Source organism: Nocardioides sp. Z43_10 (genome assembly GCF_059766615.1).
The window spans coordinates 37,056-61,376 of record NZ_JCBAJY010000003.1 but is presented as its reverse complement, the minus strand read 5'-3'; the positions used below and the strand labels follow the sequence as shown (position 1 = coordinate 61,376).

The 24,321-nt window shown below is 73.4% G+C and carries 23 protein-coding genes; 13 read left to right on the top strand and 10 right to left on the bottom strand.

The window, feature by feature from the left end; translation table 11 throughout:
• Positions 1-17 precede the first annotated feature (17 nt).
• From AC6EI4_RS06415 to AC6EI4_RS06405, 3 genes are read left to right on the top strand one after another with little or no spacing between them, the layout of a single operon-like run.
• Positions 18-4,946 carry an NAD-glutamate dehydrogenase gene (locus AC6EI4_RS06415; RefSeq protein ID WP_498450947.1) on the top strand — a complete coding sequence of 1,643 codons (4,929 nt, stop codon included), beginning with the start codon at positions 18-20 and terminating at the stop codon, positions 4,944-4,946.
• A gap of 30 nt (positions 4,947-4,976) precedes the next feature.
• Entirely contained in the window at positions 4,977-5,492 is a 516-nt protein-coding gene (locus AC6EI4_RS06410) for a DUF2238 domain-containing protein (protein ID WP_498450946.1), read from the top strand.
• Entirely contained in the window at positions 5,489-6,274 is a 786-nt protein-coding gene (locus AC6EI4_RS06405; RefSeq protein ID WP_498450945.1) for a glycosyltransferase family 2 protein, read from the top strand. The genes AC6EI4_RS06410 and AC6EI4_RS06405 overlap by 4 nt, the downstream gene beginning before the upstream one ends.
• Here AC6EI4_RS06405 and AC6EI4_RS06400 read toward each other — a convergent pair.
• The 7 genes from AC6EI4_RS06400 to idi are packed head-to-tail and all read right to left on the bottom strand — an operon-like array spanning position 6,237 to position 11,933.
• Positions 6,237-7,142: a prenyltransferase gene (locus AC6EI4_RS06400; protein ID WP_498421635.1), complete on the bottom strand. Its 906-nt coding sequence runs from the start codon at positions 7,140-7,142 to the stop codon at positions 6,237-6,239. The two genes, AC6EI4_RS06405 and AC6EI4_RS06400, sit on opposite strands and share 38 nt — an antisense overlap.
• Positions 7,139-7,444, bottom strand: a complete 306-nt coding sequence (locus tag AC6EI4_RS06395) for a lycopene cyclase domain-containing protein (protein ID WP_498450944.1) — start codon at positions 7,442-7,444, stop codon at positions 7,139-7,141. The genes AC6EI4_RS06400 and AC6EI4_RS06395 overlap by 4 nt, the downstream gene beginning before the upstream one ends.
• Positions 7,441-7,800: a lycopene cyclase domain-containing protein gene (locus AC6EI4_RS06390; protein ID WP_498421637.1), complete on the bottom strand. Its 360-nt coding sequence runs from the start codon at positions 7,798-7,800 to the stop codon at positions 7,441-7,443. Before AC6EI4_RS06390 ends, AC6EI4_RS06395 begins: the two co-directional genes overlap by 4 nt.
• Positions 7,797-9,380 carry a phytoene desaturase family protein gene (gene crtI, locus AC6EI4_RS06385; RefSeq protein WP_498421638.1) on the bottom strand — a complete coding sequence of 528 codons (1,584 nt, stop codon included), beginning with the start codon at positions 9,378-9,380 and terminating at the stop codon, positions 7,797-7,799. The genes AC6EI4_RS06390 and crtI overlap by 4 nt, the downstream gene beginning before the upstream one ends.
• Positions 9,377-10,291, bottom strand: a complete 915-nt coding sequence (locus AC6EI4_RS06380; protein ID WP_498421639.1) for a phytoene/squalene synthase family protein — start codon at positions 10,289-10,291, stop codon at positions 9,377-9,379. The genes crtI and AC6EI4_RS06380 overlap by 4 nt, the downstream gene beginning before the upstream one ends.
• Entirely contained in the window at positions 10,288-11,391 is a 1,104-nt protein-coding gene (locus AC6EI4_RS06375) for a polyprenyl synthetase family protein (protein WP_498450943.1), read from the bottom strand. Before AC6EI4_RS06375 ends, AC6EI4_RS06380 begins: the two co-directional genes overlap by 4 nt.
• Complete coding sequence (idi, locus tag AC6EI4_RS06370; RefSeq protein ID WP_498421641.1) at positions 11,364-11,933, bottom strand: isopentenyl-diphosphate Delta-isomerase; 570 nt, start codon at positions 11,931-11,933, stop codon at positions 11,364-11,366. Before idi ends, AC6EI4_RS06375 begins: the two co-directional genes overlap by 28 nt.
• 86 nt (positions 11,934-12,019) lie before the next feature.
• Here idi and AC6EI4_RS06365 point away from each other — a divergent pair, with 86 nt between their 5' ends.
• From AC6EI4_RS06365 to AC6EI4_RS06350, 4 genes are read left to right on the top strand one after another with little or no spacing between them, the layout of a single operon-like run.
• The gene (locus AC6EI4_RS06365; protein WP_498450942.1) at positions 12,020-12,541 is read left to right on the top strand and encodes a MarR family winged helix-turn-helix transcriptional regulator; all 522 of its coding nucleotides are present in this window, start codon (positions 12,020-12,022) and stop codon (positions 12,539-12,541) included.
• Between the two features lie 9 nt (positions 12,542-12,550).
• Positions 12,551-13,972 carry an amidase gene (locus tag AC6EI4_RS06360; RefSeq protein WP_498450941.1) on the top strand — a complete coding sequence of 474 codons (1,422 nt, stop codon included), beginning with the start codon at positions 12,551-12,553 and terminating at the stop codon, positions 13,970-13,972.
• Positions 13,969-14,886, top strand: a complete 918-nt coding sequence (locus AC6EI4_RS06355) for an ABC transporter ATP-binding protein (RefSeq protein ID WP_498450940.1) — start codon at positions 13,969-13,971, stop codon at positions 14,884-14,886. Before AC6EI4_RS06360 ends, AC6EI4_RS06355 begins: the two co-directional genes overlap by 4 nt.
• A complete protein-coding gene (locus AC6EI4_RS06350) occupies positions 14,883-15,950 on the top strand; it encodes an ABC transporter permease (RefSeq protein ID WP_498421645.1) in 1,068 nt (355 codons plus the stop codon). The genes AC6EI4_RS06355 and AC6EI4_RS06350 overlap by 4 nt, the downstream gene beginning before the upstream one ends.
• A 64-nt stretch (positions 15,951-16,014) precedes the next feature.
• Here the strand turns inward: AC6EI4_RS06350 and ku are convergent, their stop codons facing one another.
• Positions 16,015-16,944, bottom strand: a complete 930-nt coding sequence (gene ku / locus AC6EI4_RS06345) for a non-homologous end joining protein Ku (protein ID WP_498421646.1) — start codon at positions 16,942-16,944, stop codon at positions 16,015-16,017.
• Between the two features lie 121 nt (positions 16,945-17,065).
• On the opposite strand from ku, the gene ligD (AC6EI4_RS06340) reads away from it, so the two are divergent.
• The 5 genes from ligD (AC6EI4_RS06340) (at position 17,066) to AC6EI4_RS06320 (ending at position 21,202) form a co-directional block, all read left to right on the top strand.
• Complete coding sequence (gene ligD / locus AC6EI4_RS06340; RefSeq protein WP_498450939.1) at positions 17,066-18,004, top strand: non-homologous end-joining DNA ligase; 939 nt, start codon at positions 17,066-17,068, stop codon at positions 18,002-18,004.
• Positions 18,001-18,909 carry a non-homologous end-joining DNA ligase gene (ligD, locus tag AC6EI4_RS06335; protein WP_498450938.1) on the top strand — a complete coding sequence of 303 codons (909 nt, stop codon included), beginning with the start codon at positions 18,001-18,003 and terminating at the stop codon, positions 18,907-18,909. Before ligD (AC6EI4_RS06340) ends, ligD (AC6EI4_RS06335) begins: the two co-directional genes overlap by 4 nt.
• Positions 18,910-18,979: 70 nt before the next feature.
• A complete protein-coding gene (locus tag AC6EI4_RS06330; protein WP_498421649.1) occupies positions 18,980-19,675 on the top strand; it encodes a response regulator transcription factor in 696 nt (231 codons plus the stop codon).
• A gap of 40 nt (positions 19,676-19,715) precedes the next feature.
• Entirely contained in the window at positions 19,716-20,507 is a 792-nt protein-coding gene (locus AC6EI4_RS06325) for an HAD-IIA family hydrolase (protein ID WP_498421650.1), read from the top strand.
• Positions 20,508-20,566: 59 nt separating this feature from the next.
• Positions 20,567-21,202, top strand: a complete 636-nt coding sequence (locus AC6EI4_RS06320) for a DUF2238 domain-containing protein (protein ID WP_498421651.1) — start codon at positions 20,567-20,569, stop codon at positions 21,200-21,202.
• Here AC6EI4_RS06320 and AC6EI4_RS06315 read toward each other — a convergent pair.
• Together AC6EI4_RS06315 and AC6EI4_RS06310 are read right to left on the bottom strand one after the other, a co-directional pair.
• Positions 21,199-22,134, bottom strand: a complete 936-nt coding sequence (locus AC6EI4_RS06315; protein ID WP_498450937.1) for a diguanylate cyclase — start codon at positions 22,132-22,134, stop codon at positions 21,199-21,201. The genes AC6EI4_RS06320 and AC6EI4_RS06315 overlap by 4 nt on opposite strands.
• A gap of 104 nt (positions 22,135-22,238) precedes the next feature.
• Complete coding sequence (locus tag AC6EI4_RS06310; RefSeq protein WP_498450936.1) at positions 22,239-22,691, bottom strand: MarR family winged helix-turn-helix transcriptional regulator; 453 nt, start codon at positions 22,689-22,691, stop codon at positions 22,239-22,241.
• Between the two features lie 73 nt (positions 22,692-22,764).
• Here AC6EI4_RS06310 and AC6EI4_RS06305 point away from each other — a divergent pair, with 73 nt between their 5' ends.
• On the top strand, positions 22,765-24,306 hold the full coding sequence (locus tag AC6EI4_RS06305; RefSeq protein WP_498450935.1) for an MFS transporter: 1,542 nt from the start codon (positions 22,765-22,767) through the stop codon (positions 24,304-24,306).
• The last annotated feature ends 15 nt before the right edge of the window (positions 24,307-24,321 follow it).

Below are 24,321 nucleotides of genomic sequence, written 5' to 3'. Positions count from 1 at the left end.
GTCCTAGGGTCGGGTACGTGCCCATCACCCTCGAGGACGACAAGGCAGAGCTGCTCCGGAGGGCCACCGACCTGGCCCTGGAGGACACCAGGCCCGGCGGCCCACCGCGCGAGGACGTGGCGGCGCTGTTGCGCAGCTACTACCGCCACGTGGCGCCGGAGGACGTCTGCGACCGCGAGGACGTCGACCTGTACGGCGCGCTGGCCTCGCAGTACCGGCTCGCCGCGGACCGGCCCCAGGGCACCGCCCGGGTCCGGGTGATCACCCCGACCGCGGCCGAGCACGGCTGGACGGCGTGCGGGCACTCGGTCGTCGAGGTGGTCACCGACGACATGCCCTTCCTGGTCGACTCGCTGACGATGGCGCTGGCCGGGCAGGACCGCGGCGTGCACGTGGTCGTGCACCCCCAGTTCGAGGTGACCCGCGACGTGGCCGGCGCCCTGCGCTCGGTCACCCCCGCCGAGGAGGGCGTGGTGCCCGGCGGCCGGGAGGACCCCAGCCGCAAGGGCCCGGTCCCCGGCGGCGAGTCGCTGCGCGAGTCGTGGATGCACATCGAGATCGACCGGCTGGGCGAGGACGAGGACGTCGCCGCGCTGGAGGCCCAGCTGCAGAGCGTGCTGCGCGACGTGCGCGAGTCGGTCGAGGACTGGGACAAGATGCGGGCCCGGGCCCTGCAGATCGTGGCCGACGTCGAGCAGTCGCCCCCGGCGCTGCCCGCCGACGAGCTGGAGCAGAGCCTCGGCCTGCTGCGCTGGCTGGCCGAGGAGCACTTCACGTTCCTGGGCTTCCGCGAGTACGACCTGGTCCGCGACGGCGAGGACGACGTGCTGCACGCCGTACCCGGCTCCGGGCTCGGCATCCTGCGCGCGGACCCGGACCTGAGCGACACCACGCCGCTGCCTGCGGAGGTCGCCAAGCGGGCCCGCGAGAAGACGCTGCTGGTGCTGTCCAAGGCCAACTCGCGCGCCACCGTGCACCGGCCCGTCCACCTCGACTACGTGGGCGTCAAGCGCTTCGACGCCTCCGGTGAGGTGGTCGGCGAGCACCGCTTCCTGGGCCTGTTCTCCAGCGCCGCCTACACCGAGTCGCTGACCCGCATCCCGCTGCTGCGCGAGAAGGCGCTCGACGTGCTGCGCCGGGTGGGCTTCGACCCCCGCAGCCACGCGGGCAAGACCCTGCTCTACACGTTGGAGAACTACCCCCGCGACGAGCTCTTCCAGGCCCCGGTCGAGGAGCTGGCCCCGATCGCCGAGGCGGTGATGTACACCCGCGAGCGCCGCCAGCTGCGGGTCTTCGTGCGCCGCGACACCTACGGCCGCTACCTCTCGGTGCTCATCTACCTGCCGCGCGACCGCTACAACACCGGCGTCCGGGAGAAGTTCGCGGCGATCCTCACCGAGCACCTGGGCGGGGACAACATCGAGTTCAACGCGCGCGTCGCGGAGTCCTCGCTGGCCCGCGTCCACTTCGTGGTGCGGCCCCCCGAGGGCCAGCTGATCGCGGACGCCGACATCGAGGACCTCGAGCGGGCCCTGGCCGAGGCGGCGCGCTCGTGGCGCGACGACTTCATGGCGGCCGTCGTCGCCGAGTACGGCGAGACGCTGGGCGCCCGGCTGGGGCGCCGCTACGCCGGCTCCTTCCCCGAGGCCTACAAGGAGGACTTCAGCCCCCGGGTGGGCGCCAGCGACGTCGGCCGTCTCGAGGAGCTCGCCGCTCGGGCGGGCGACGAGGGCCTGGACCTGATGCTCTACCGCCCCGAGGGTGCCGGGCCGCGGGAGGGCCGGCTCAAGGTGTTCCGCACCGGGTCGCCGCTCTCGCTCTCGCAGATCCTGCCGATGCTGTCCTCGATGGGCGTGGAGGTCGTCGCCGAGCGGCCCTACGCGCTCGAGGGGCTGGACAAGCCGGTCCACGTCTACGACTTCGGCCTGCGCTACGCCGCCGAGCCGCGCCCGGGCTCGGCCGAGCTCTTCGAGGAGACGCTGCTCGCGATCCGCGACCGCGCCGCCGAGATCGACGGGTTCAACCAGTTGGTGCTCGCCGCCGAGCTGAGCTGGCGCCAGGTGACGGTGCTGCGCGCCTACGCCAAGTACATGAAGCAGGGCGGCACGCCGTTCGCGCTCTCCTCCATCCAGAACGCGCTGGTCGCCAACGTCGACATCACCCGTCTGCTGGTGCGCCTCTTCGAGGCGCGCTTCGACCCCGGTCTCGCGGGCGCCGGCGCCGGCGCGGACGACGAGGCGCGTCACGCCCTGATGGCGGAGGTGGAGCACCGCATCGAGCAGGCGCTCGACGACGTGGCCAGCCTGGACCACGACCGGATCCTGCGCTCCTACCTGGTGCACATCCGCAGCACCCTGCGCACGAACTTCTACCAGCAGCGCAGCACCGGCGGGTGGCACCGCTACCTCTCCCTCAAGCTCGACCCCACCGAGATCCCCGACCTGCCCCAGCCGCGGCCGCGCTTCGAGATCTTCGTGCACTCCCCGCGCGTCGAGGGCGTCCACCTGCGCTTCGGGCCGGTGGCGCGCGGCGGCCTGCGCTGGTCGGACCGGCGCGACGACTTCCGCACCGAGGTGCTCGGGCTGGTCAAGGCGCAGATGGTGAAGAACACCGTGATCGTGCCGGTCGGCGCCAAGGGCGGCTTCTACTGCAAGGACCTGCCCGACGCCGGCGACCGCGACGCGTGGATGGCCGAGGGGATCGCCTGCTACCGCACGTTCATCTCCGGCCTGCTCGACATCACCGACAACCTCGTCGAGGGGCGCACGGTGCGCCCCAGCGACGTGGTCTGCCACGACGGCGACGACGCCTACCTGGTGGTGGCGGCGGACAAGGGCACCGCGACGTTCTCCGACATCGCCAACGAGGTCGCCGCCCAGTACGGCTTCTGGCTGGGCGACGCGTTCGCCTCCGGCGGCTCGGTCGGCTACGACCACAAGGCGATGGGGATCACCGCGCGCGGCGCGTGGGTCTCGGTGCGCCGACACTTCCGCGAGATGGGCATCGACTGCCAGCGCGAGGACATCACGGTGGCCGGCATCGGCGACATGTCCGGCGACGTGTTCGGCAACGGGATGCTGTGCTCGGAGCACATCCGCCTGGTCGCGGCCTTCGACCACCGCGACATCTTCCTCGACCCCGCTCCCGACGCGAAGACGTCGTACGCCGAGCGCCGGCGGCTCTTCGAGCAGCCCCGGTCGAGCTGGCGCGACTACGACCCCGAGCTGATCTCCGAGGGCGGCGGGGTGCACAGCCGCACCGCCAAGTCGATCCGGATCACCCCGCAGGTCCGCGACGCGCTCGACCTCGACGACTCCGTGGTCAAGCTGACCCCCGCCGAGCTGATCCGCGCGATCCTGCTGGCGCCGGTCGACCTGCTGTGGAACGGCGGCATCGGCACCTACGTCAAGGCCTCCACCGAGAGCCACGCGGACGCCGGGGACAAGGCCAACGACGCGATCCGCGTCGACGGGGGACAGCTGCGCGCGCGCTGCGTGGGCGAGGGCGGCAACCTCGGCCTGACCCAGCGCGGCCGCATCGAGTACGCCGTCGGCGGCGCGGACGGGCGCGGCGGCCGGATCAACACCGACTTCATCGACAACTCCGCGGGCGTGGACACCTCCGACCACGAGGTCAACATCAAGATCCTGCTGGACCGGGTGGTGACGGCCGGTGAGCTGAGCGGCCCGGAGCGCGACACGCTGCTGGCCTCGATGACCGACCAGGTGGCCGAGCTGGTGCTGCGCGACAACTACGAGCAGAACCTGGCGCTGTCCAACGCCGCCAGCCTGGCCGCGCCGCTGCTGCACGTGCACGAGGACTGGATCAAGCGTCTCGAGCGCGAGGGGATCATCGACCGGGACCTGGAGGGGCTGCCGTCGCGCTCGGAGGTGCGCCGCCGCCTCGAGGCCGGGGAGGGGCTCAGCGTCCCGGAACTCTCGGTGCTGCTGGCCTGGACCAAGATCGTGCTGGCCGACCAGCTGCTCGCCTCCGACCTGCCCGACGACCCGTTCCTACGCGCCGACCTGTACTGCTACTTCCCCGAGAAGATGCGCCACGCCTACCGCGAGCAGATGGACCAGCACCCGCTGCGCCGCGAGATCGTGGTGACCCAGGTGGTCAACGACCTCGTCAACGGGGCGGGGATGACCTTCTGGCCCCGGCTGGAGGGCGAGACCGGGGCCGGCCCCGCGGAGCTGACCCGGGCGAACTTCGTGGCGCGCGAGATCTTCGGCTCGCTGGCCATGCGCGACGAGCTGGCCTCCTACGACAACGTGTTGGACGCGCAGGTCCAGACGCACATGCGCCTGGAGATGCGCACGCTGGTGGAGCGCGCCTCGCGCTGGCTGGTCGACAACCGGCGACCGCCGATGGACTCCGAGGCGGTGGTGGATTTCTTCGACGTCACCGTCCAGCAGGTGATGGCGCAGCTGCCCGAGTTGCTCACCGGCCACGAGGCCCAGGCGTTCACCACGCGCCGCGACGCGCTGGTCGAGCGCGGCGTGCCCGAGGACCTGGCCACCCGCGTCGCGGTGCTGCCCCCGGCCTACATGCTGCTGGGGATCGTCGAGACGGCGACCCGCGAGGAGCTGGACCCGCTGGAGGTGACCCGGGTGCACTTCGCGGTGGGGGAGCGGCTCGGCCTGCCGCCGCTGGTCGGGCGGATCCTGGCGCTGCCGCGGGGCGACCGGTGGCAGACGATGGCCCGCGCCGCGCTGCGCGACGACCTGCACGCCGTGCACGCCCAGCTCACCGCGCAGGTGCTCGCCTCCACCCCGGCCGGCGGGGCACCCGAGGAGCGGGTCGCGGCCTGGGACGTCCCCGGCAGCGTCCACGTCGAGCGCGCGGCCGCGACGCTGGAGGAGATCTGCGCCGACGACGGGGCCGACCTGGCCCGGCTCTCGGTCGGGCTGCGGGTGGTGCGGGGCCTGCTCGCGCACGGGTAGCGGTGTGAGCCGGCTGGCTAGGGTCGAGGCGTGAACCGCCCGCTCCTCGCCTGCGACCTGCTGCGGGGGGCGACCGCGCTCAGCGTCGTGGTGGCGGGTCTGGAGTACGGCGCGGTGCCCGCCGCGCTGTTCTTCCTGGTCCTCGGCGGGGCGATGGTGCCGCGGGCGCTCGGCGCCCCGTGGCCGCTGGACCTGTCCTACGTCGCCGCGCTGCTGCTGGCCGGGTGGGCGGCGGTGCTCGACCTCTACCGCAGCGTGCCCGGCCTCGACCTCGTCGTGCACGCGGTGGCGACCGGGCTGGTGGCGCTGATGGTGCACCTGCTGCTGGTGCGGGTGGGCCCCCGCGCGGGCCTCGGTGGCGAGCCCGGCTCGGCGTTCCTGGCCGTCGGCCTCGCGCTGGTCCTCGCGGTGCTCTGGGAGGCGGGGGAGTGGTGGGGACACCTGAGCCTCGACGACCGGATCCAGGTGGGGGTCCGCGACACCCTCGGCGACCTGGGGGCCGGCGCGCTCGGGGCCGTGGGCGCGCTGTGGGTGACGCGGCGATGAGCCGGCCCAGCGTGTCGGTGGTGATCCCGGTCCGTGACGACGCCGAGGCCCTGGCGCACTGCCTGGCCGCGCTGGCCCGCCAGCGGGTCGCGCCGCTGGAGATCGTGGTGGTGGACAACGCCTCCAGCGACGACAGCGCCGCCGTCGCCGCGGCGTACGGCGCGCGGGTGGTGCGCGAGCCGGTGCGCGGCATCCCGCCGGCCGCCGCCACCGGCTACGACGCCGCCCGCGGTGACGTGATCGCGCGCTGCGACGCCGACTCGCTGCCCGGCCCGGACTGGGTGCGGCGGATCGCCGACACGATGGCGCGCGACCCCGGCCTCGACGCGGTCACCGGCACCGGGTTCTTCCACGACGTCGCGCCCGCGTGGCGCTGGCTGCTCGAGCTCGGCTACCTCGGCTCCTACTACCTGTTCACCCACCTGGCGCTGGGCCACACCCCGATGTGGGGCTCCAGCATGGCGCTGCGCCGGGCGACCTGGGAGCAGGTGCGCGAGGACGTGCACCGCGACGACCCCGAGGTCCACGACGACATGGACCTGGCCTTCGTGCTGGGGCCCACGCGGCGGATCCGCTTCGACGCGCGGCTGCGGGTCGGCGTCTCCGGGCGCTCGCTGGTCGGACGCGCCCAGCGCCGGCGCCGGCTGGAGCGCGCGCGCCGCACGCTGGCCGCCAACTGGGCCGTCGCCCCGCCGTGGGTCCGCTGGCAGCGGCGCCTGGAGCGGGCGGCTGCGTCGATGAGTATCAGTCGAGCAGCGCGGCGAAGAGGAAGAGCTGGGTGAGCAGGAACCCGCTCAGGTAGTTGAGCCACAGGAACCGCCGCCAGCCGGCGTTGGCTCGCTCGCAGTCGTCGTCGGCCAGGCCCAGGTACGGCGCCACGTTGGCCAGGTAGGGCAGCGCCAGCACCGCGCTGAGCAGCCACGGCCAGCCGGTGCTCAACAGCAGCGCCGCCGCCGCGAGGTACGCCGCGGCGGCCAGCCGCACGGTCCGGGCCGCGCCGAGCACGGTGGCGATCGAGGCGATGCCGGCGCCGCGATCGGCCTCGATGTCCTGCACCGCGCCGAAGGCGTGCGAGGCCATCCCCCACCCGAAGAAGCCGGCCAGCGCCGCGAACGCGGTCCAGCTCAGCGGCGCCCCGGCCAGCGCCAGCCCGTAGACCGCGGGGCTGACGAAGTGGGTGCTGGAGGTCAGCGAGTCGAGGAACGGGCGCTCCTTGAAGCGCAGCACCGGAGCCGAGTAGGCGATCACCGCGAAGACGCTGAGCGCGAGCACCAGGTTCGCGCCCACCGAGCCGATCGCGACCAGCACGAGGAGGAACGGGAGGTTGAGCCCGGCGGCCAGCCACAGCGTCAGCCGGTGCACCCGGCGGTCGAGGACCACGCCCTCCACGCCGCCCTTGCGGGGGTTGCGCAGGTCGGACTCGTAGTCGAAGACGTCGTTCACGCCGTACATCAGCAGGTTGTAGGGGACCAGGAACCAGATCGTGCCGAGCACCAGCGCCAGGTCTGGCCCGCCCCCGTCGAGCCCGCCGGCCAGCAGGTACGCCGCGGCGAAGGGGTAGGCGGTGTTGACCCAGCTCAGCGGGCGGGAGGCGCCGACGACCTGGCCCAGCAGCCGGGCCGGGCTGCGCTCGGTGAGGTCCGCGCTCATCGCCGGCTCCCGCCGAGCAGCAGCCACAGCGCCGGCAGCCCGGCGACCACCGCGACCGGCCAGGCGAAGTCCTCGATCGGCGCCAGCCCGACGTGCAGGCCCGAGATCTGCGCGTCGGAGTAGCGGAACAGGTCCAGGCCGATCATCAGGTTGTCGAAGACGCCGGTGAGCACCAGCAGCACGACGGCGGTGGCGCCCGTCGCCGCCCACCAGGCGCGCCCCGGTCGGCAGCGCAGCGCCGCGGCGAGCAGGACGAGCAGGCTCGCGGCCACGAAGAGCGCGGAGAGCGCGAGGTAGGTCATCGGGGCTGCACCGCCCGATGGACGCCGGCCCGGGGCCGGCTGCGGGCGGTGAGCAGGCGCAGGGCGCCGGTGTGCACGACCATCGTGTGGTAGCACAGGAAGACGATGAAGAAGAGCTCCTCCAGGGGCAGCTCGGGGGCCAGCTCGAGGCCGGTCATCGCCGCGGACTCCCCGCGACGGTAGATCTCCAGGCCGATCGCCAGCAGGTCCCAGAGCAGGAACGCGACGGTCCCCGCGCCGAGCACCAGCAGGGCCGGCCCGGGCCGGGCGAACAGGAAGAGCCGCCAGCGCCGGTCGATCAGCCCCATGCAGAAGGTCGCCCCCACGATCGCGAGCAGGTAGAGCCACTCGGTCATCGCCGGGCTCCCGCCGGGGCGGCCGGGCCGGTCGAGCGGTCCCCGCGCAGCCGCTTGAGGACGAGCTCGGCGCTGATCAGGCACATCGGCAGGCCGATGCCGGGGATGGTGCTGGAGCCGGCGTAGTAGAGGCCGTCGACGCGCTTGGAGACGTTGCCGGCGCGCAGGAACGCGCTCTGGCGCAGCACGTGGCCGGGGCCCAGCGCGCCGCCGGACCAGGCGTTGAGGTCGGCGGCGAAGTCGCCGGGACCGAGCGTGCGGCGCACCTCGATGCGCTGGGCCAGGTCGGGGATCCCCGCCCAGTCGGCCACCTGCGCGATCGCCGCGTCGGCGACCTTCTCCACCGCGGGGTCGCCCGCCCCGTCCACCCCGCCGCGGCCCAGGGTGACGTCGGCGGGCACCGGCACCAGCACGAACAGGTTCTCGCTGCCGGGTGGGGCCACGCTCGGGTCGGTGGCCGAGGGGCGGCACACGTAGGTCGAGGCGGGGTCGGGCACCCGCGACGGCGAGCCGAAGATGTCGGCGAAGTTGCGCGCCCAGTCCGTGGTGAAGAACAGCGAGTGGTGCTCGAGCTCGGGCAGCTCGCCGCGGACCCCGAGGTAGGCGAGCACCGCGCCCGGGCCCGGGTCGCGCCGGTCCCACCACGACTGCGGGTAGGTCTGCAGGGCCCGCGGCAGCAGCCGGGTCTCGACGTGGTGCAGGTCGGCGGCGGCGACGACCACGTCGGCGGGCAGCCGGTGCTCGACGCCGTCCGCGCCGGTGTGCACCACGCCGGTGACGCGCGCGCGGCGCCGCCCGGGCCGGGTGGTGATCGCGGTGACCTCCGCTGAGGTGTGGATCCGCACGCCGTGCGCGCGGGCCAGCCCGGCGATCGCGTCGATGAGCCGGCTGAACCCGCCCTGGGGGTAGTGCACGCCGTCGGCGAGGTCCATCCAGCTCATCAGGTGGTACAGGCTCGGCGTCCGGTCGGGGGAGGAGCCGAGGAACACGGCCGGGTAGCCGAGGATCTGGCGCAGCCGCGGGTCCTCGACGTACGACGCGACGTGGGCCTGCAGGGAGCGGGTGAGCAGGCGGGCCAGGCGCGGCCCGCGGCGCAGGATGTCGGGGTGCAGCAGCGAGGTGGGCGACTCGAAGCTGGTGTAGAGGAAGCGTCGCACCGCCATCTCGTAGGCCTCGCGCGCCGAGGTCAGGTAGTCGCGCAGGCGCTGCCCGGCGCCGGGCTCGAGGGACTCGAAGAGCGCGACGTTGGCCTCCGCGGTGGCGCCGATCAGCACCGGCTCCCCGCCCGACTCGAAGCGGACCTGGTAGCCCGGGTCGAGGCGGACCAGGTCGAGCTGCTCGGCCGCGGAGGTGCCCATCAGCGCGAAGAAGTGGTCGAACACCTCCGGCATCAGGTACCAGGAGGGTCCGGTGTCGAAGCGGTACCCGCCGTGCTCCCAGGACCCGGCCCGGCCGCCGACCTCGTCGCGCTGCTCGAGCAGGTCGACCGACCAGCCGTCGCGGGCCAGCAGCGCGGCGGTGGCCAGCCCGGAGATGCCGGCGCCGACGACCACCGCGGTGCGGGCCGGCGGCGGGCTCACCGGGCGCCTCGCAGCAGCGACGCGGCGACCACCCGCGCCTTGACCGGGTTGGGCACCCGGACCCGCTCGGAGCGGATCCGGGTGGCCGGCAGCCGGCGCATCCGGTGGGAGAGCTCGGCGAAGAGCGCGTGCGCGGCGCCCACCGCGCGACGGCTGCTGTCGGGCAGCTGCGGGATCACCCGGGCGGCCTGCGCGAGGTCGGCGTCGATGTCGTCGAGCAGCGCGTCGCGCTGGGCGTCGGTGAGCCGGGCCGGGTCCAGGCCGGGGAAGTAGCGTCTGCCGAGCGCGTCGTGGTCCTCGGCCAGGTCGCGCAGGAAGTTGACCTTCTGGAACGCCGCGCCGAGGCGCTGCGCGCCGGGGGCCAGGTCGGCGTAGGAGACGCTCGCGGCCGGGTCGGTGACGAAGACCCGCAGGCACATCAGCCCGACCACCTCCGCGGAGCCGTAGACGTAGCGCGCGAAGCTCTCCGGGTCGTGGCGGTCGGTGACCAGGTCGGTGCGCATCGCCTCGAAGAAGGGCGTGACCAGGCCGGGCTCGATCCCGCAGCGCTGGGCGGTGCGGGCGAACGCGTGGACCACGAGGTTGGCGCTGTGGCCGCTGCACATGGCCTGCAGGGTCTCGCGCTCGAGGGCGTCGAGCAGCCGGGCCTGCTGCTCGGCGCTGCCGCCGGGGCGGGGCGCGTCCACGATCTCGTCGGCGACGCGGACCAGCGCGTAGACGTTGCGCACGTGGGTGCGCACCGGCTCGGCGAGCAGCCGTGAGGCCAGGCCGAAGGAGGTGGAGTAGATCCGGATCACCAGCGCGGCGGAGGCGTCCGCGGCGGCGTCGTAGGTGAGGTGGGCGGGCGCGGTCGCGCGGCCGGCGCGGGTCGCGCCCCCGGACGCACGCTCGCGAAGACCCATGACGCTCATGCTGCCCCCTTGACCAGCTCGTCGGACAGAGCGCCGACCCAGCTGGTCAGGTCGGCGACGCCCAGCTCGGCCGCCTGGGCGGCGGCGGCGTCGAGGTAGCCCTGGGCCAGCTGCTCGATGAAGGCGCGCGACCCGCCCGCCTCCAGCGCGCGTCGTACGGCGGCGGCCTGGTGCTCGTCCAGGTCCGGGTCGCCGAGGTGCGGCTGCACCTGCGCCCAGGTGGGCGTGGTCCGGGCGTGCACGATCAGCGGCGTGCGCTTGCCCTCGCGCAGGTCCCCCAGGGCGCTCTTGCCGGTGCGCGACTCCTCGCCGAAGACGCCGAGCAGGTCGTCGAGGAGCTGGAAGGCCACGCCGAGCTGGCGGCCCACCTGTCCGAGCGCCGCGACGGTGTCCGGCGCGGCCCCGGCGAGCACCGCGCCGGCCTGCATCGGCAGCTGGAAGGAGTAGACGGCCGTCTTGTGCTCCTCCATCGTGAGCACCTCGCCCAGCGAGGGCTCGGAGCCGGGCACCGCCGTGGCCGGCAGCTCCAGGCTCATCCGCACGTCGGCCAGCTCGCCGACCGCCGAGACGTGCAGGGCGTGGTCGAACAGGTCGAGCAGGCCCACGATCACCGCCGGGGGAGCCGAGCAGGTGGCCACCGTCCGCAGGGCGGCGGCCAGGGCCAGGTCACCGGTGAGCAACGCCCCGGCCACGGCGTACCCGCGGGCGGCCCGGGCGTCGGCGCCGCGGGCGTGGGCGGCGGCCAGGAACCGGCCGGGCGCGCTGGGCCGGCCCCGGCGGACGTCGTCGCCGTCGAGGACGTCGTCGTGGATCACGAACGCGGTGTGCAGCAGCTCGAGTGCCGCGCCGACCTCGGCCACCGCGGCCGGTGGGGCGGGCGCGGGGGAGCCGGTCTCGGTGAGCCGGTCGTAGACGGCGCTCAGGAGCGCCGGCCGGAACCGCTTGCCGCCGGCGGTGGCGTCGCCGAGGGCCTGCCACAGGGCGGCGTGGTCCTCGCCCAGGGCGGCACCGCGGGCGGCTCCGGCGGCCAGCACGTCGTCGAGGGCCGCCTGCACGTCCGGCCCGGCGGGTGTCATCTCGAGCCCTCCGCGCTCGGCCACCCGGCTCCCTCGATGCGCGGCAGCTGCTCGAGCAGCCACGGGCTCAGCGCCCACGGGGCGGCCGCCGCGGCGGCGCGCAGCTCGTCGATGCTCACCCAGCGCAGGTCCATCACCTCGTCGGGGTGCGGCCGCGGGGCGTCGGTGCTGCGGGCGGCGTAGACCGGGCAGACCTCGTTCTCGACGATGCCCGAGGCATCCACCGCGCGGTAGCGGAAGTCGGGGACCAGGCTGACCACGTCGGTGACCTCGACGCCGAGCTCGTGCGCGGCGTAGCGGCGCAGCGCCTCGACGCTGTCCTCGCCCGGGCGCGGGTGGCCGCAGAAGGAGTTGGTCCACACCCCCGGCCAGGCGCGCTTGCCGAGCGCGCGGCGGGTGAGCAGGAGCCGGCCGGCGTCGTCGAAGAGGTAGCAGGAGAACGCCAGGTGCAGCGGGGTGTCGCGGGTGTGCACCTCGGCGCGCGCGGCGGCGCCGAGGGGCCGGCCGTCCTCGTCGAGGAGGACCACCTCGTCGGCCGGGGCCTGTGCCGCGGACGGGCTCGTCATGGGATACCTCGCTCCATCGTGGGGCTCCATCGTGGTCCCGCCGATATTACTAGATAATCTAGTAATACGTAAAGTAAGATATCAAGGTGAGTGACGACGAGGCGCGGATGACCGCGTCCTACGACCCGGGCGTGCGCGAGCTGCTGACCGCGCTGCGCGACTTCACCCGCGCCGACCAGGAGATGCGCCGCCGGCTGAGCGCCGAGATGCGGATGAACCTCACCGACCTGCAGGCGCTGCGCCACGTGATCGACTCCGAGCGCGACGCCGACTGGACGACCCCGCGCGCACTCGCGGCCTACCTGGGCATCTCCACCGCCTCCACCACCAAGCTGCTGGATCGGCTGACCGCCTCGGGGCACCTGGCGCGCTCGGCGCACCCCAGCGACCGCCGCTCGGTGGTGGTCACCTCCACCCCGCATGCGCGCGCCGAGGTGCGCGAGCGGCTGGGCGCGATGCACGAGCGGATGCGGGTGATCGCCGAGGCGGTCCCGCTCGAGGCGCGCGAAGCGGTGGTGGCGTTCCTGCAGGCGATGGCGCACGAGGTGGCCCAGGCCGGCACCCCCGACCCGCTGCTTCCGGCTCCTCCGGGGCCCGCTGCTGACTAGGCTGCGGCCATGTCGCTGCCGTCGTCCCCGCCGTCATCGCCCACCGCGCCCTGTGCCGGGGTAGCCGAGCAGGCGCGCAGTGTCCGCGACGCGGAGGTCTCCGCGCGCGAGCTGGTGGAGGCGTCGCTGGCGCGCATCACCGCGCTCGACTCGCGGCTCAACGCGTTCAGCGTGGTGCTGGCCGAGGCCGCGCGCGCCGAGGCCGATGACCGCGACGCCGCGCTGGCGGCCGGCGCCGAGCCCGGCCCGCTGCACGGCGTGCCGATCGCGGTCAAGGAGGAGACCGACGTCGCCGGCTGCGTCACGACGTACGGCGGGCGCGGCAACAGCACCGCCGCCGCCGAGGACTCCGAGGTGGTGCGCCGGCTGCGTGCGGCCGGCGCCGTCATCGTCGGCAAGACCACGATGCCCGAGTTCGGGGCCTGGCCGTTCACCGAGTCGGTGGCCCAGGGCATCACCCGCAACCCCTGGGACCCGACCCGCACGCCCGGCGGCTCCAGTGGCGGCTCGGCGGTGGCGGTGGCCACCGGCATGGTCGCGGCGGCGATCGGCGGGGACGGGGGCGGCTCGATCCGCATTCCCAGCGCGTCGTGCGGGCTCTTCGGCCTCAAGCCGCAGCGGGGCCGGGTCTCCGCGGCGCCGATGCGTCACCTGTGGTGGGCGCTGGGCACCACCGGCCCGCTGACCCGCAGCGTCGGGGACTCCGCGCTGCTCTACGACGTGCTGAGCGGCAGCCTGGACAGCGACCTCTACTGCGCCGGCGCGGCGCCCTCCTTCGCCGCGGCGGCGGACCGCGACCCCGGCCGGCTGCGGATCGGCTGGTCGGTGCAGCCGGTGACCCGCGGGGTGCGCCCGGACCCGGTGCACGTGCGGGCGGTCGAGGAGACCGCGGCGCTGCTGAGCGAGCTGGGCCACGACGTCTCGCGCATCGACCCGGGCTACCCGGACCCGACCGCGGCGTTCGTGCCGCAGTTCTTCGCCGGCATCCGGGCCGAGGCCGACGAGGTGGAGCACTTCGAGTGGCTCGAGCGGCGCACCCGGCAGACCTGCCGGCTCGGCAGCTGGGTGCGCCCGGCGGTGCTGAACCGGGCGCTGGGCGAGACCGAGCGCATCTCGCGGCGCGCCAACCGGGTCTTCGAGCGCGTTGACGTGCTGCTCACCCCGACCACCGCGCACCGGCCGCGCCCGATCGGGGTGCTGGACGGGGTCGGCACGGTGCGCGCCGCGCTGCGGGCGATGCCCTCGATCGCCTACGCCGCGCTGTGGAACGTCGCAGGCAACCCCGCCGCGTCGGTGCCCGCGGGGATGGCGCCGGACGGGATGCCCACCGCCGTGCAGCTGGTCGGGCGCACCGACGACGAGGCCACGCTGTTCAGTCTCAGCGCGCAGCTCGAGCGGGCCCGGCCCTGGGCGCAGCGGTGGCCGCTGTGAGCCCTGCGGCCGGCACCGCGGCGATCGAGGTGAGCGGCCTGACCAAGGTCTACGGCACCACCCGTGCCGTCGACGACGTCACCTTCACCGTGGGCGCGGGGGAGTTCTTCGGGATCCTCGGGCCCAACGGTGCGGGCAAGACCACGGCCCTGGAGATGATCGAGGGCCTGCGCCGTCCCGACGCGGGCGAGATCCGCGTGCTGGGGAGGAGCCCCTGGCCACGCGACCCCGCCCTGCTCCCGCGCATCGGCGTCCAGCTCCAGGCGTCGTCGTTCTTCGAGCGGCTGAGCGCGCGCGAGCAGATCCGCACCTTCGCCGCGCTCTACGACGTGCCCGCCGCGGCCGCGGACCAGTGGCTCGAGCGGGTCGGGCTCGGTGACAAGGCCGACGCCCGCGTGGAGGACCTGTCCGGTGGCCAGGCCCAGCGGCTGTCGATCGCCTGCGCCCTGGTCCACGACCCCGAGCTGGTCTTCCTCGACGAGCCCACCGCGGCCCTGGACCCGCAGGCGCGGCGCAACCTGTGGGACCTGCTCTCGGGGCTCAACGACTCCGGGCGCACCGTGGTGCTGACCACGCACTACATGGACGAGGCCGAGGTGCTCTGCGACCGGGTCGCGGTGATGGACCACGGGCGGCTGCTGCGCCTGGACTCGCCCGCCGCGCTGGTGCGCGCCCTCGACGCCCCCACCCGGATCACGGTGGCCCCCGGCCAGCTCTCGGCCGAGGAGGCCGCCGCCCTGCCCGCGGTTAGCGCGGTCAGCGACGAGCCGGACGGGGTCGTGCTCACCACGCGCGAGCCGGCGGTGGTGCTGAGCACACTCGCCGGGACCGGGCGGCTGGCCGGCGTCCGGGTCACCTCCGGCACGCTCGAGGACGTCTTCCTCGACCTCACCGGACGGGAGTACCGCGCGTGAGCCTCCGCGCGTTCACCAGCCTGTCCGCCGCGATCACCAAGGGGTTCTTCCGCGACCGGGGCTCGGTGTTCTTCGCGATCGTCTTCCCGCTGATGTTCCTGGTGCTGTTCGGGGGCGTGCTGGCCAACCCCGGTCAGTCGCGCATCGACCTGATCCAGGTCGGCGACGTGCCGCTGCTGGACGGGTTCGACGAGAGGACCCGCGCGTCGTTCGACAGGACCTTCGAGGTGAGCCGGGCCGACGACGCCGAGGCGGCGATCGAGGAGGTCCGCACCGGCGACGCCGACGTGGCCCTGGAGATGGTGGACGGCGACCTGGTCGCGCACTACACCGAGACCGACCAGACGGGCGCCGCGATCACCCGCGGCACCCTGCAGGCCTTCGTGGACGGCGCCAACGTCGCCGCGTCGGGGCGGCCCCCGGCGTACACGCTGCGCACCGAGCGGGTCGAGGACGACTCCCTGGAGACCATCCAGTTCGTGACCCCCGGGCTGCTCGGCTGGGCGATCGCGATGAGCGCCAGCTTCGGCGCCGCGGCCACCCTGCAGGGCTGGCGGCAGAGCAAGCTGCTGCGCCGGCTCCAGCTCGCCCCGGTCTCCACGCGCACCGTGGTCGGGGCCCGGATCGCGGTCACCATCGGCATCGCGCTGGTGCAGACGGCGATCTTCCTGGGGCTGGGCGTGCTGGCCTTCGGCCTGCAGCTCACCGGCTCCTGGCCGCTGGTGATCCCGCTGGTCGTGGTCGGCACGCTGTGCTTCATGGCGGTCGGGCTGCTGGCCGGCGCGGTGGCCAAGACCACCGAGGGCGCGGTCAACATGGCCAACTTCCTGGTGCTGCCGATGGCCTTCCTGTCCGGGTCGTTCTTCTCCCTCGACGGGACTCCCGACTGGCTTCAGGCGATCAGCCGGCTGATGCCGCTGCGCCACCTCAACGACGGGATGCTCGACGTGATGGTCCGCGACGAGGGCTGGGCCGCGCTCGGGGTGCCGATGGCCGTGCTGGCCGGCTTCGCGGTCGTCGTCACGCTGCTCGCCGCGCGGCTGTTCCGCTGGGAGAGCGACTGACGCTGCTCACTCAGGGATCGACTGGCCGCGCCGGCCGGGTCGGCGACCACGACCCGGCCCGTCGTCAGCTGGCCTTCTTGGCGGGCGCCTTCTTCGCCGGCGTCTTCTTCGCGGCGCTCTTCTTGGCGGTGCTCTTCTTCGCCGGTGCCCGCTTCGCGGGCGCCTTCTTGGCCGGGGCCTTCTCCTCGGCCTCCTCCTTCTCCTCGGCGGCCGGCTTCTCGCCGCGCGCGGTCTTCGCGGCGTCCACCGAGCGCTGCAGGGCGGCGAGCAGGTCGACCACCTCGCCGGAGGACTTCGTGGAGGTCTCGGTCCGCTTGACCTCGCCGCCCTCGATCTTCGTCTTGACCAGCGCCTCGACCGCCTCGGCGTAGTCGTCCTCGAACTCGCTGGCGTCGAAGTCGCCGGCCAGGGTCTCGACCAGCATGTGCGCCATCTTGACCTCGGAGTCCTTCACCTCGCCGGTGTCGATGCTGAAGTCGGGCGTGCGGACCTCGTCGGGCCACATCATCGTCTGCAGCACGATCACGTCGTCGCGCACCCGCAGCACCGCGACCGTGGTCCGCTGGCGCAGCGCGACGGTCACCACCGCCATCCGGTCGGCGTCCTTGAGCGCCTGGCGCAGCAGCGCATAGGCCTTGGCGCCGGCCTTCTCCGGCTCGAGGTAGTAGGACTTCTCCAGCAGCAGCGGGTCGATCTGCTCGGTCGGCACGAACTTCTCCACCGAGATCTCGCGGCTCGAGGTCGACGGCAGCTCGGCCATGTCCTCGTCGCTGAGGATGACCATCTCGCCGTCCTCGGTCTCGTAGCCCTTGGCGATGTCGGCGTAGGCGACCTCCTCGCCGTCGACCGAGCAGACCCGCTGGTAGCGGATCCGGCCGCCGTCCTTGGCGTGGACCTGCCGGAACGACACGTCGTGGGACTCGGTGGCGGCATACAGCTTCACCGGCACGCTGACCAGGCCGAAGGAGACCGCGCCCTTCCAGATCGCACGCATCGCTCGAACCTTCCTTGCACTCGAAACTCGGGGGAGTCCAGACCAGTCCGGACCAGTATTGCCCTCTCTACCCCGCGGGCGCTGCCCCCAAGCCTGCACACCGTGGGTGACAATGCGGTCCATGCGCCCGATGCTCGCCACCCGCGGCTCCCACGTCCCCACCGGCGAGCAGTGGGTGCACGAGGTCAAGTGGGACGGGATGCGGGTGCTGGCCCACCTGGACCCGGCCGGGGAGCGCCCGGTCCGGCTGACCAGCCGCAACGAGAACGACGTCACGGTGTCCTTCCCCGAGCTGGCCGAGCCACCCGCCGGGCTGACCGGCCGCGCCGCGCTGCTCGACGGCGAGGTCGTCGCCTTCGCCGACGGCGTGCCGACCTTCGCCGCCCTCGGGGAGCGGATGCACGTGCGCAGCGCCCGGCGCGCCGCGGCGCTGGCGAGCACCAACCCCGTCACGTTCATCGTCTTCGACGTGCTGTCCCTCGACGGCGAGGACCTCACCCGGCGCCCGCTCAGCGAGCGTCGCGAGCTGCTCGAGGGGCTCGGCCTCGGCTCGGCGACCTGGCAGGTGCCGCCCTGGTACGACGACGGGGAGATGCTGCTGCGTGCCACCGAGGAGCAGGGCCTGGAGGGCGTGGTCAGCAAGCGGGTCTCCTCGCGCTACGAGCCCGGCGCCCGGAGCAAGGCGTGGCTGAAGTTCCCGCACCGCCGGCGCGCGTCGTACGTCGTGGGCGGCTGGCGCGTCGAGACCGGCTCCGACTCGCGGATCGGGGCAGTGCTGGTGGGGGAGCCGACCGCCGAGGGACTGCTCTTCCGCGGCCGGGTGGGCAGCGGGATCACCGGCCGCACCGGCCCGGTGCTGCTGGAGCAGCTGTCTCCGCTGACCCGGGCCACCAGCCCGTTCGCCGACCCGATCCCGAAGGTCGACGCGCTCGGCACCACCTGGGTGGAGCCCGTGCTGGTGGTCGACGTGGAGGCCCTCGGGCTCGGCGGGCAGGGCCGGCTGCGCCAGCCGTCGTACCGCGGCACCCGCCCCGACCTCGGACCGGAGGACCTGCGATGAGCGACGTCCACGTCGAGGTCGACGGGCGCCGGCTGAAGATCAGCAACCTCGACAAGGTGCTCTACCCGCGCACCGGCACCACCAAGGGGGAGGTGCTGCACTACTACGCCCAGATCGCGCCGGTGCTGCTGCCGCACCTGGCCGACCGGGCGGTGACCCGGATCCGCTGGCCGCACGGGGTGCAGGACGGCAGCTTCTTCGAGAAGAACGCCCCGGCCGGCACGCCCGGCTGGGTGCGCACGGTGCGGGTGCCGACCACCGGGTCGCGCGCCGCCGCCTCCGGCTCGTCGCGCGGCGCCGAGGAGATCGTGTTCCCGATCGTCGACGACCTGGCCACGCTCACCTGGCTGGTCAACCTGGCCGCCCTCGAGCTGCACGTGCACCAGTGGACGGTGGGACGCAACGGGCGCCCGCGCAACCCCGACCGCCTGGTCATCGACCTCGACCCCGGGGAGCCCGCCGGGCTGCACGAGTGCTGCCAGGTGGCGCTGCGGGTGCGCGAGGAGCTCGCCGGGCGCGGGCTGGAGTGCCGGCCGGTGACCAGCGGCAGCAAGGGTCTGCACCTGTACGCCGACCTGCCGGGGCGCCGGCGCAGCTCGGAGGCCACCAGCGCGCTCGCCAAGGAGGTCGCCGAGGGGCTGCAGGCGCAGCACCCCCAGCTGGTCACCGCGACGATGACCAAGGCCAAGCGTCCCGGCAAGGTCTTCCTGGACTGGTCGCAGAACACCGGCTCGAAGACCACGATCTCGCCGTACTCGCTGCGCGGGCGCGAGCTGCCCACGGTGGCTACGCCGGTGACCTGGGCCGAGGTGGAGGCCGGTGCGCAGGACCCGCTCGGCCTGGACCAGTTCCGCTTCGAGGAGGTCCTCGAGCGGGTGGCCGAGCACGGCGACCTGTTCGCCTGAGCCGACCGGTCCGGGAACGGGGCCGTGGGAATGGCGTCCACCTGCCGCCAAGCCACCTATGCTTCCCAGCGTGGACCCGCACGTACTCGTCATCGAGGACTCCGACGACATCGCGATGCCGTTGGTCCGGATGCTCGAGCGCGAGGGCTACGTGGTGTCCTGGACCCAGGACGGTGCCGGTGCGCTGAGCCACCTGGCCACCCAGCGCGTCGACGTCGCGATCCTCGACCTCGGGCTGCCCGACATGGACGGCCTCGAGGTCTGCCAGCGCGCCCGCGACGCCGGCTTCGAGGGCGGGATCATGATCGTCACCGCGCGCGCCGAGGAGCTGGACCGGGTGGTCGGCCTGGACTACGGCGCCGACGACTACCTGGCCAAGCCGTTCAGCGTGGCCGAGCTCCAGGCGCGGGTGCGCGCCCTGCTGCGGCGCAGCGCCCCCCGCCGGGCGGAGCCGGTGCCGGTGACCGACCCGGGCCAGCTGCGCATCGACGTGGCCGCGCGCCGGGTGTTCTCCGGGGGCCGGGAGATCCAGCTCACCACCAAGGAGTTCGACGTCCTGGCGCTGCTGGACGGGACCCGCGACGCGGTGGTGTCGCGCCAGCGGCTGATGGACGAGGTCTGGGACCTGAACTGGTACGGCTCGACGAAGACGCTCGACGTCACCGTGGGCCGGCTGCGCCAGAAGCTGGCCGAGGCGGGGGTGGCGGAGAAGGTCGTCACCGTGCGTGGGGTCGGGTTCCGGCTGGAGACGAGTGCCACAGTCTGAGCCTGTTCTCTCCCCGGCGCAGACGGTTCAAAATAGAAGTATGACGTCACCTCGACCAGTGCAGACCTGGCTCACCGACATGGACGGTGTGCTGGTGCACGAGGACGTCCCGATCCCCGGTGCGCAGGAGTTCATCGAGGCCCTCAAGGCCTCGGGCCTGCGCTTCCTGGTCCTCACCAACAACTCGATCTACACCCCGCGCGACCTGCGCGCGCGTCTGCTCGGCAGCGGCATCGACGTCCCCGAGCAGGCGATCTGGACCTCCGCGCTGGCGACCGCGCAGTTCCTCGCCGACCAGCGCCCGCACGGTTCGGCGTACGTCGTGGGGGAGGCGGGCCTGACCACCGCGCTGCACGACGTGGGCTACGTGATGACCGACCGCAACCCCGACTACGTGGTGCTGGGGGAGACCCGGACGTACTCCTTCGAGGCGATCACGCGGGCGATCCGGCTGATCGCCGCCGGCGCGCGGTTCATCGCCACGAACCCCGACCCGAGTGGTCCCAGCCAGAACGGGCCGGTGCCGGCGACCGGCTCGGTCGCCGCGCTGATCAGCACCGCCACCGGCCGGCGGCCCTACTTCATCGGCAAGCCGAACCCGTTGATGATGCGCAGCGCGCTGAACCGGCTCGAGGCGCACTCGGAGACCACGGTGATGATCGGCGACCGGATGGACACCGACATCATCAGCGGTCTCGAGGCCGGGCTGCGCACGGTCCTGGTGACCACCGGCTCCACCCGCCCCGATCAGATCAGCACGTTCCCCTACGCCCCGACCCGGGTCTTCGACTCGGTGGCGGACCTCGTCGACCTGGTGGGGACCGGCGTATGAGCGTCCCATCTGCCCGGCGGCCGCCAGTGGAGGAGGAGCACACCCGTAGGGTGGGGCCGGTGTATGACGTCCCGCCCGCTGTCCGTCACCCCGTCCCCAGCGCGATCCAGCACCTGGACGTGGGCGCGAAGGCGATCCTCCTGCTGCTGTTGGTCCTCGCGACGCTGAACCCCGAGCTCGGCAACGTGGAGGGCAAGGCCGCGGGCCTGCGCACGATCGGCTACTCGCTGCTGGCCTTCACGGTGCCGGTGATCTGGTACGTGCGCTGGCGCGAGCGGGCGTCGTTCCCCTGGCTCGCGGACCTGCTGGTGACGCTCACCTGCTTCACCGACACCCTCGGCAACCGGCTCGACCTCTACGACGCCGTGTGGTGGTTCGACGACTGGATGCACTTCATGAACACCGGTCTGCTCGCCGCCGCCGTGCTGATGCTCACCCTGCACCACAGCGCGACGCTGGCCGCCACCATCGAGCGGGCGCTGGCGTTCGGCGTCACGGCCGCGCTGGCCTGGGAGATCGCCGAGTACTTCGCGTTCATCAGCAAGTCCTCCGAGCGGGCCGGGGCCTACGCCGACACCCTGGGCGACCTCACCCTCGGCACGATCGGCACGGTCGTCGCGGCCCTCGTCGTGCACGCGCTGTGGCAGCAGGGCCGGTTGCGCACCACCGCCCCGCAGCTGGTCGGCCGGCTCTAGGCGTACTCGACCCGGTTGCGGCCGGCCTCCTTGGCCCGATACAGCGCCTGGTCGGCCGCGCGCAGCATCTCCTCCACGGCGCTCTCGGCCGGCTCACCGTCACCGGTGTCGGCCACCCCGACGCTGGTGGTGACCACGCCCCACGGCGAGTTCAGCTCGTGGCCGATGGCCAGCGCCTGGATCGCCCGGCGCAGCCGCTCGGCCAGGGCCGCGGCGCCGGCGCGGTCCCGGGTGGGCAGGACGACGAGGAACTCCTCGCCGCCGTAGCGGTAGGAGGCGTCGCCCACGCGGCACTGCGCGGTGATCGTCGCCGCGACGCGCTGCAGCACCTGGTCCCCGGCCTGGTGGCCGTAGTGGTCGTTGTAGCTCTTGAACCTGTCGATGTCGCAGAGCACCACGCTGCACCCGTCCCCGTAGCGGCGGATCCGGCTGGTCAGCACCTCGAGGTCCTCGCTCAGCCTCAGCCGGTTGCCCAGCGCGGTGAGCGGGTCGGTGCGCGACTGCTCGCGCAGCTGCGCGGTGAGCCGCTCCAGGTCGACGTTCTGCTCGCTGAGCCGGCGGTGCGCGGAGGTGACCCGGTCCGCGCTGCGCAGCCGCGCCTGCAGCTGCCGGGCGTCGAGGGGCTTGGTCATGTAGTCGTCGGCGCCGGCGTCGAGCCCCTGGACCAGGTGGGAGTCGCTGAGGCCGGTGAGGAAGATGAAGTAGGGGTAGGCCCGGTCGCCGCTGTCGCGCACCCGGCGGCACAGCTCGAGGCCGTCCATCTCGGGCATCATCCAGTCGCTGATCACCACGTCGATGCCCGGGGCGTCCTGGAAGAGCTGCCAGGCCTGCTGGCCGTCCTCGGCGAGCAGCACCTCGTGGCCCTCGGTGACCAGGTGGGTGTGCAGGACCAGCCTCGAGACCTCGTCGTCCTCGGCTACCAGAATCCTCACGCCCGCCTCGCTTTCCCCTGCACCCTAAGGGCGCAGCGCCGCTCAGGCGCGAGGTTCCGACGCCTGGATCGCGGTGACCACGCGCGGTGCGGGGTCCAGGGGGCTCAGGCGGAGCGGCGGGCGATCGCCGCGGCGATACCGGCGAGGACCGGCGCCGCGGCGACGCCGTCCGCCAGCAGGTCCTCGGGCACGTCCTCGAGCAGGGCGGCCCAGTAGGCGTTGATCCGCGCCACGCTGTCCGCGGCCAGCGGGGTCGGCACCAGCGCCACCGACCGGGCGTTGCCCGCGACGTGCTCGCGGACGACCAGCCCGCCCGCCTCCAGGGCGCGCACGGCCGTGCTCACGTTGCTGCGGCGCAGGCCGGTGGCCTCGGCGATCTCACTGGGGGTGGAGCGGGGAGCGCGGTGGATCTGGCGGATCACGGCGATCTCGGTGCCGGTCAGCGGGACCACGTCGCGCAGGTCCGGGTGGCGCAGGTCGAGCTGGTGGGCGAGCTCGAGGACGACGTCGGCGAGGTCGGCCAGCTGGGCGCTGGTGGGGGCGCTTCTCGGGGGCACGGGGACACCCTATCTGCTGTTATGATTATGGAATCATAACTCAGTGATCACCCTGTGCAGAAAGAGGAGACGCGTGACCAACGCCGCCCCCCAGCTCGACCCAGAAAGCGCGGCCATCCCGTCCCGTGGCAAGCCCGGCCTGACCCTGATCGCGGTCTGCTTCGGCCTCTTCATGGTCGGTCTCGACTCGACCGTGGTGCACATCGCCAACCCGGCCATCCAGGCCGACCTCGGAGCCTCGTTCGGCGAGCTCCAGTGGATCATCAACTCCTACCTCCTCGCCCTCGCCGTCTTCCTGATCCCCGGGGGCAAGATCGGCGACCGGCTCGGCCGCAAGCGGCTCTACCTGCTCGGGGTCGGGCTCTTCGGCGTGGCCAGCATCGCCATCGGCCTGGTCGGCAGCGTCGAGGGCGTCCTGGTCTTCCGCGCCCTGCAGGGCCTGAGCGCGGCGCTGCTGATGCCGCAGACCATCTCCCTGCTGCGCGCGACGTTCTCGCGCGAGATGTTCGGCATGGCGGTCGGCATCTGGGGCGGGATCTCCTCGGTCGCCATCGCCGGCGGGCCGCTGGTCAGCGGAATCATCGTGGAGCACTTCGGCTGGGAGTGGGTCTTCTACATCAACGCCCCGATCGCGGTCGTCGCGATCATCTTCGGCGCGATCGTCATCAAGGAGACGCCCAAGGTCGTCGAGGGCCGCCTCGACTGGGCCGGCGTGGTGCTGCTCGGGCTCTCACTCTTCGCTGTGGTGTTCGGCGTCGTCCAGGCGCAGGCCTGGGGCTGGGCCTCGGTCGAGATCATCGCCACGTTCGTGGCGGCGCTGGTGCTGTTCGCGATCTTCCTGCGCGTCGAGAGCCGCGTCGAGTTCCCGCTGCTGCCGCTGAGCCTGTTCCGCTCCGCGGGGGTCAGCGTCGGCGGGCTGGTGTTCGTCGCGAACTTCTTCGCGATCCTCGGCGTCACCTTCCTGATCACGCTGTTCCTGCTCAACACGATGGGCCACTCCACCACCAAGGCCGGCCTGCTGATGCTGCCGATGAGCGCATTCTCGATCCCGTCGGCCCCACTCGGCGCGTTCCTGACCACCAAGATCGGTCCCCGCAAGGTGGCCGCGCTCGGTCTGGCGCTGATGGCGGTCGGCCTGCTCGTGCTCACCCAGGTCGACGCGACCACGTCGTACTGGTGGATGGCGGTGCCGTTCGTGGTGATCGCGTTCGGCTCCGGCTTCGCGATCCCCTCGGCCGCGGACCTGCTCGTCGGCGGGGCGCCGGTGCACCTGGCCGGCGTGGCCGGCGGCTTCCAGACCACCTGCATCCAGGTCGGCGGCGCGATCGGCACCGCCGTGCTCTCGGCCATCGTGGCCGCGAAGGTCACCCCCGCGGTCAAGGCCGCGGGGCTGCCCGCGGACGCGCAGGAGGCGGGCGCCGCGGGCGTGGTCTTCGACGGCCTGCCGGCGATCAACGACGCCTTCGTCAGCGGCATGCACGTCGGCCTCGTGGTGGCTGCGGGGCTGTGTGCCGTGGTGGCCGCGGCGGTGGTGATCGCGGTGCGCGAGCCCGAGCACCACGACTTCTCCACCGTGCTCGAGGAGACCGTGGAGGGTCAGGCCGGGCACGACTGAGCGCCCCTGCCCCGT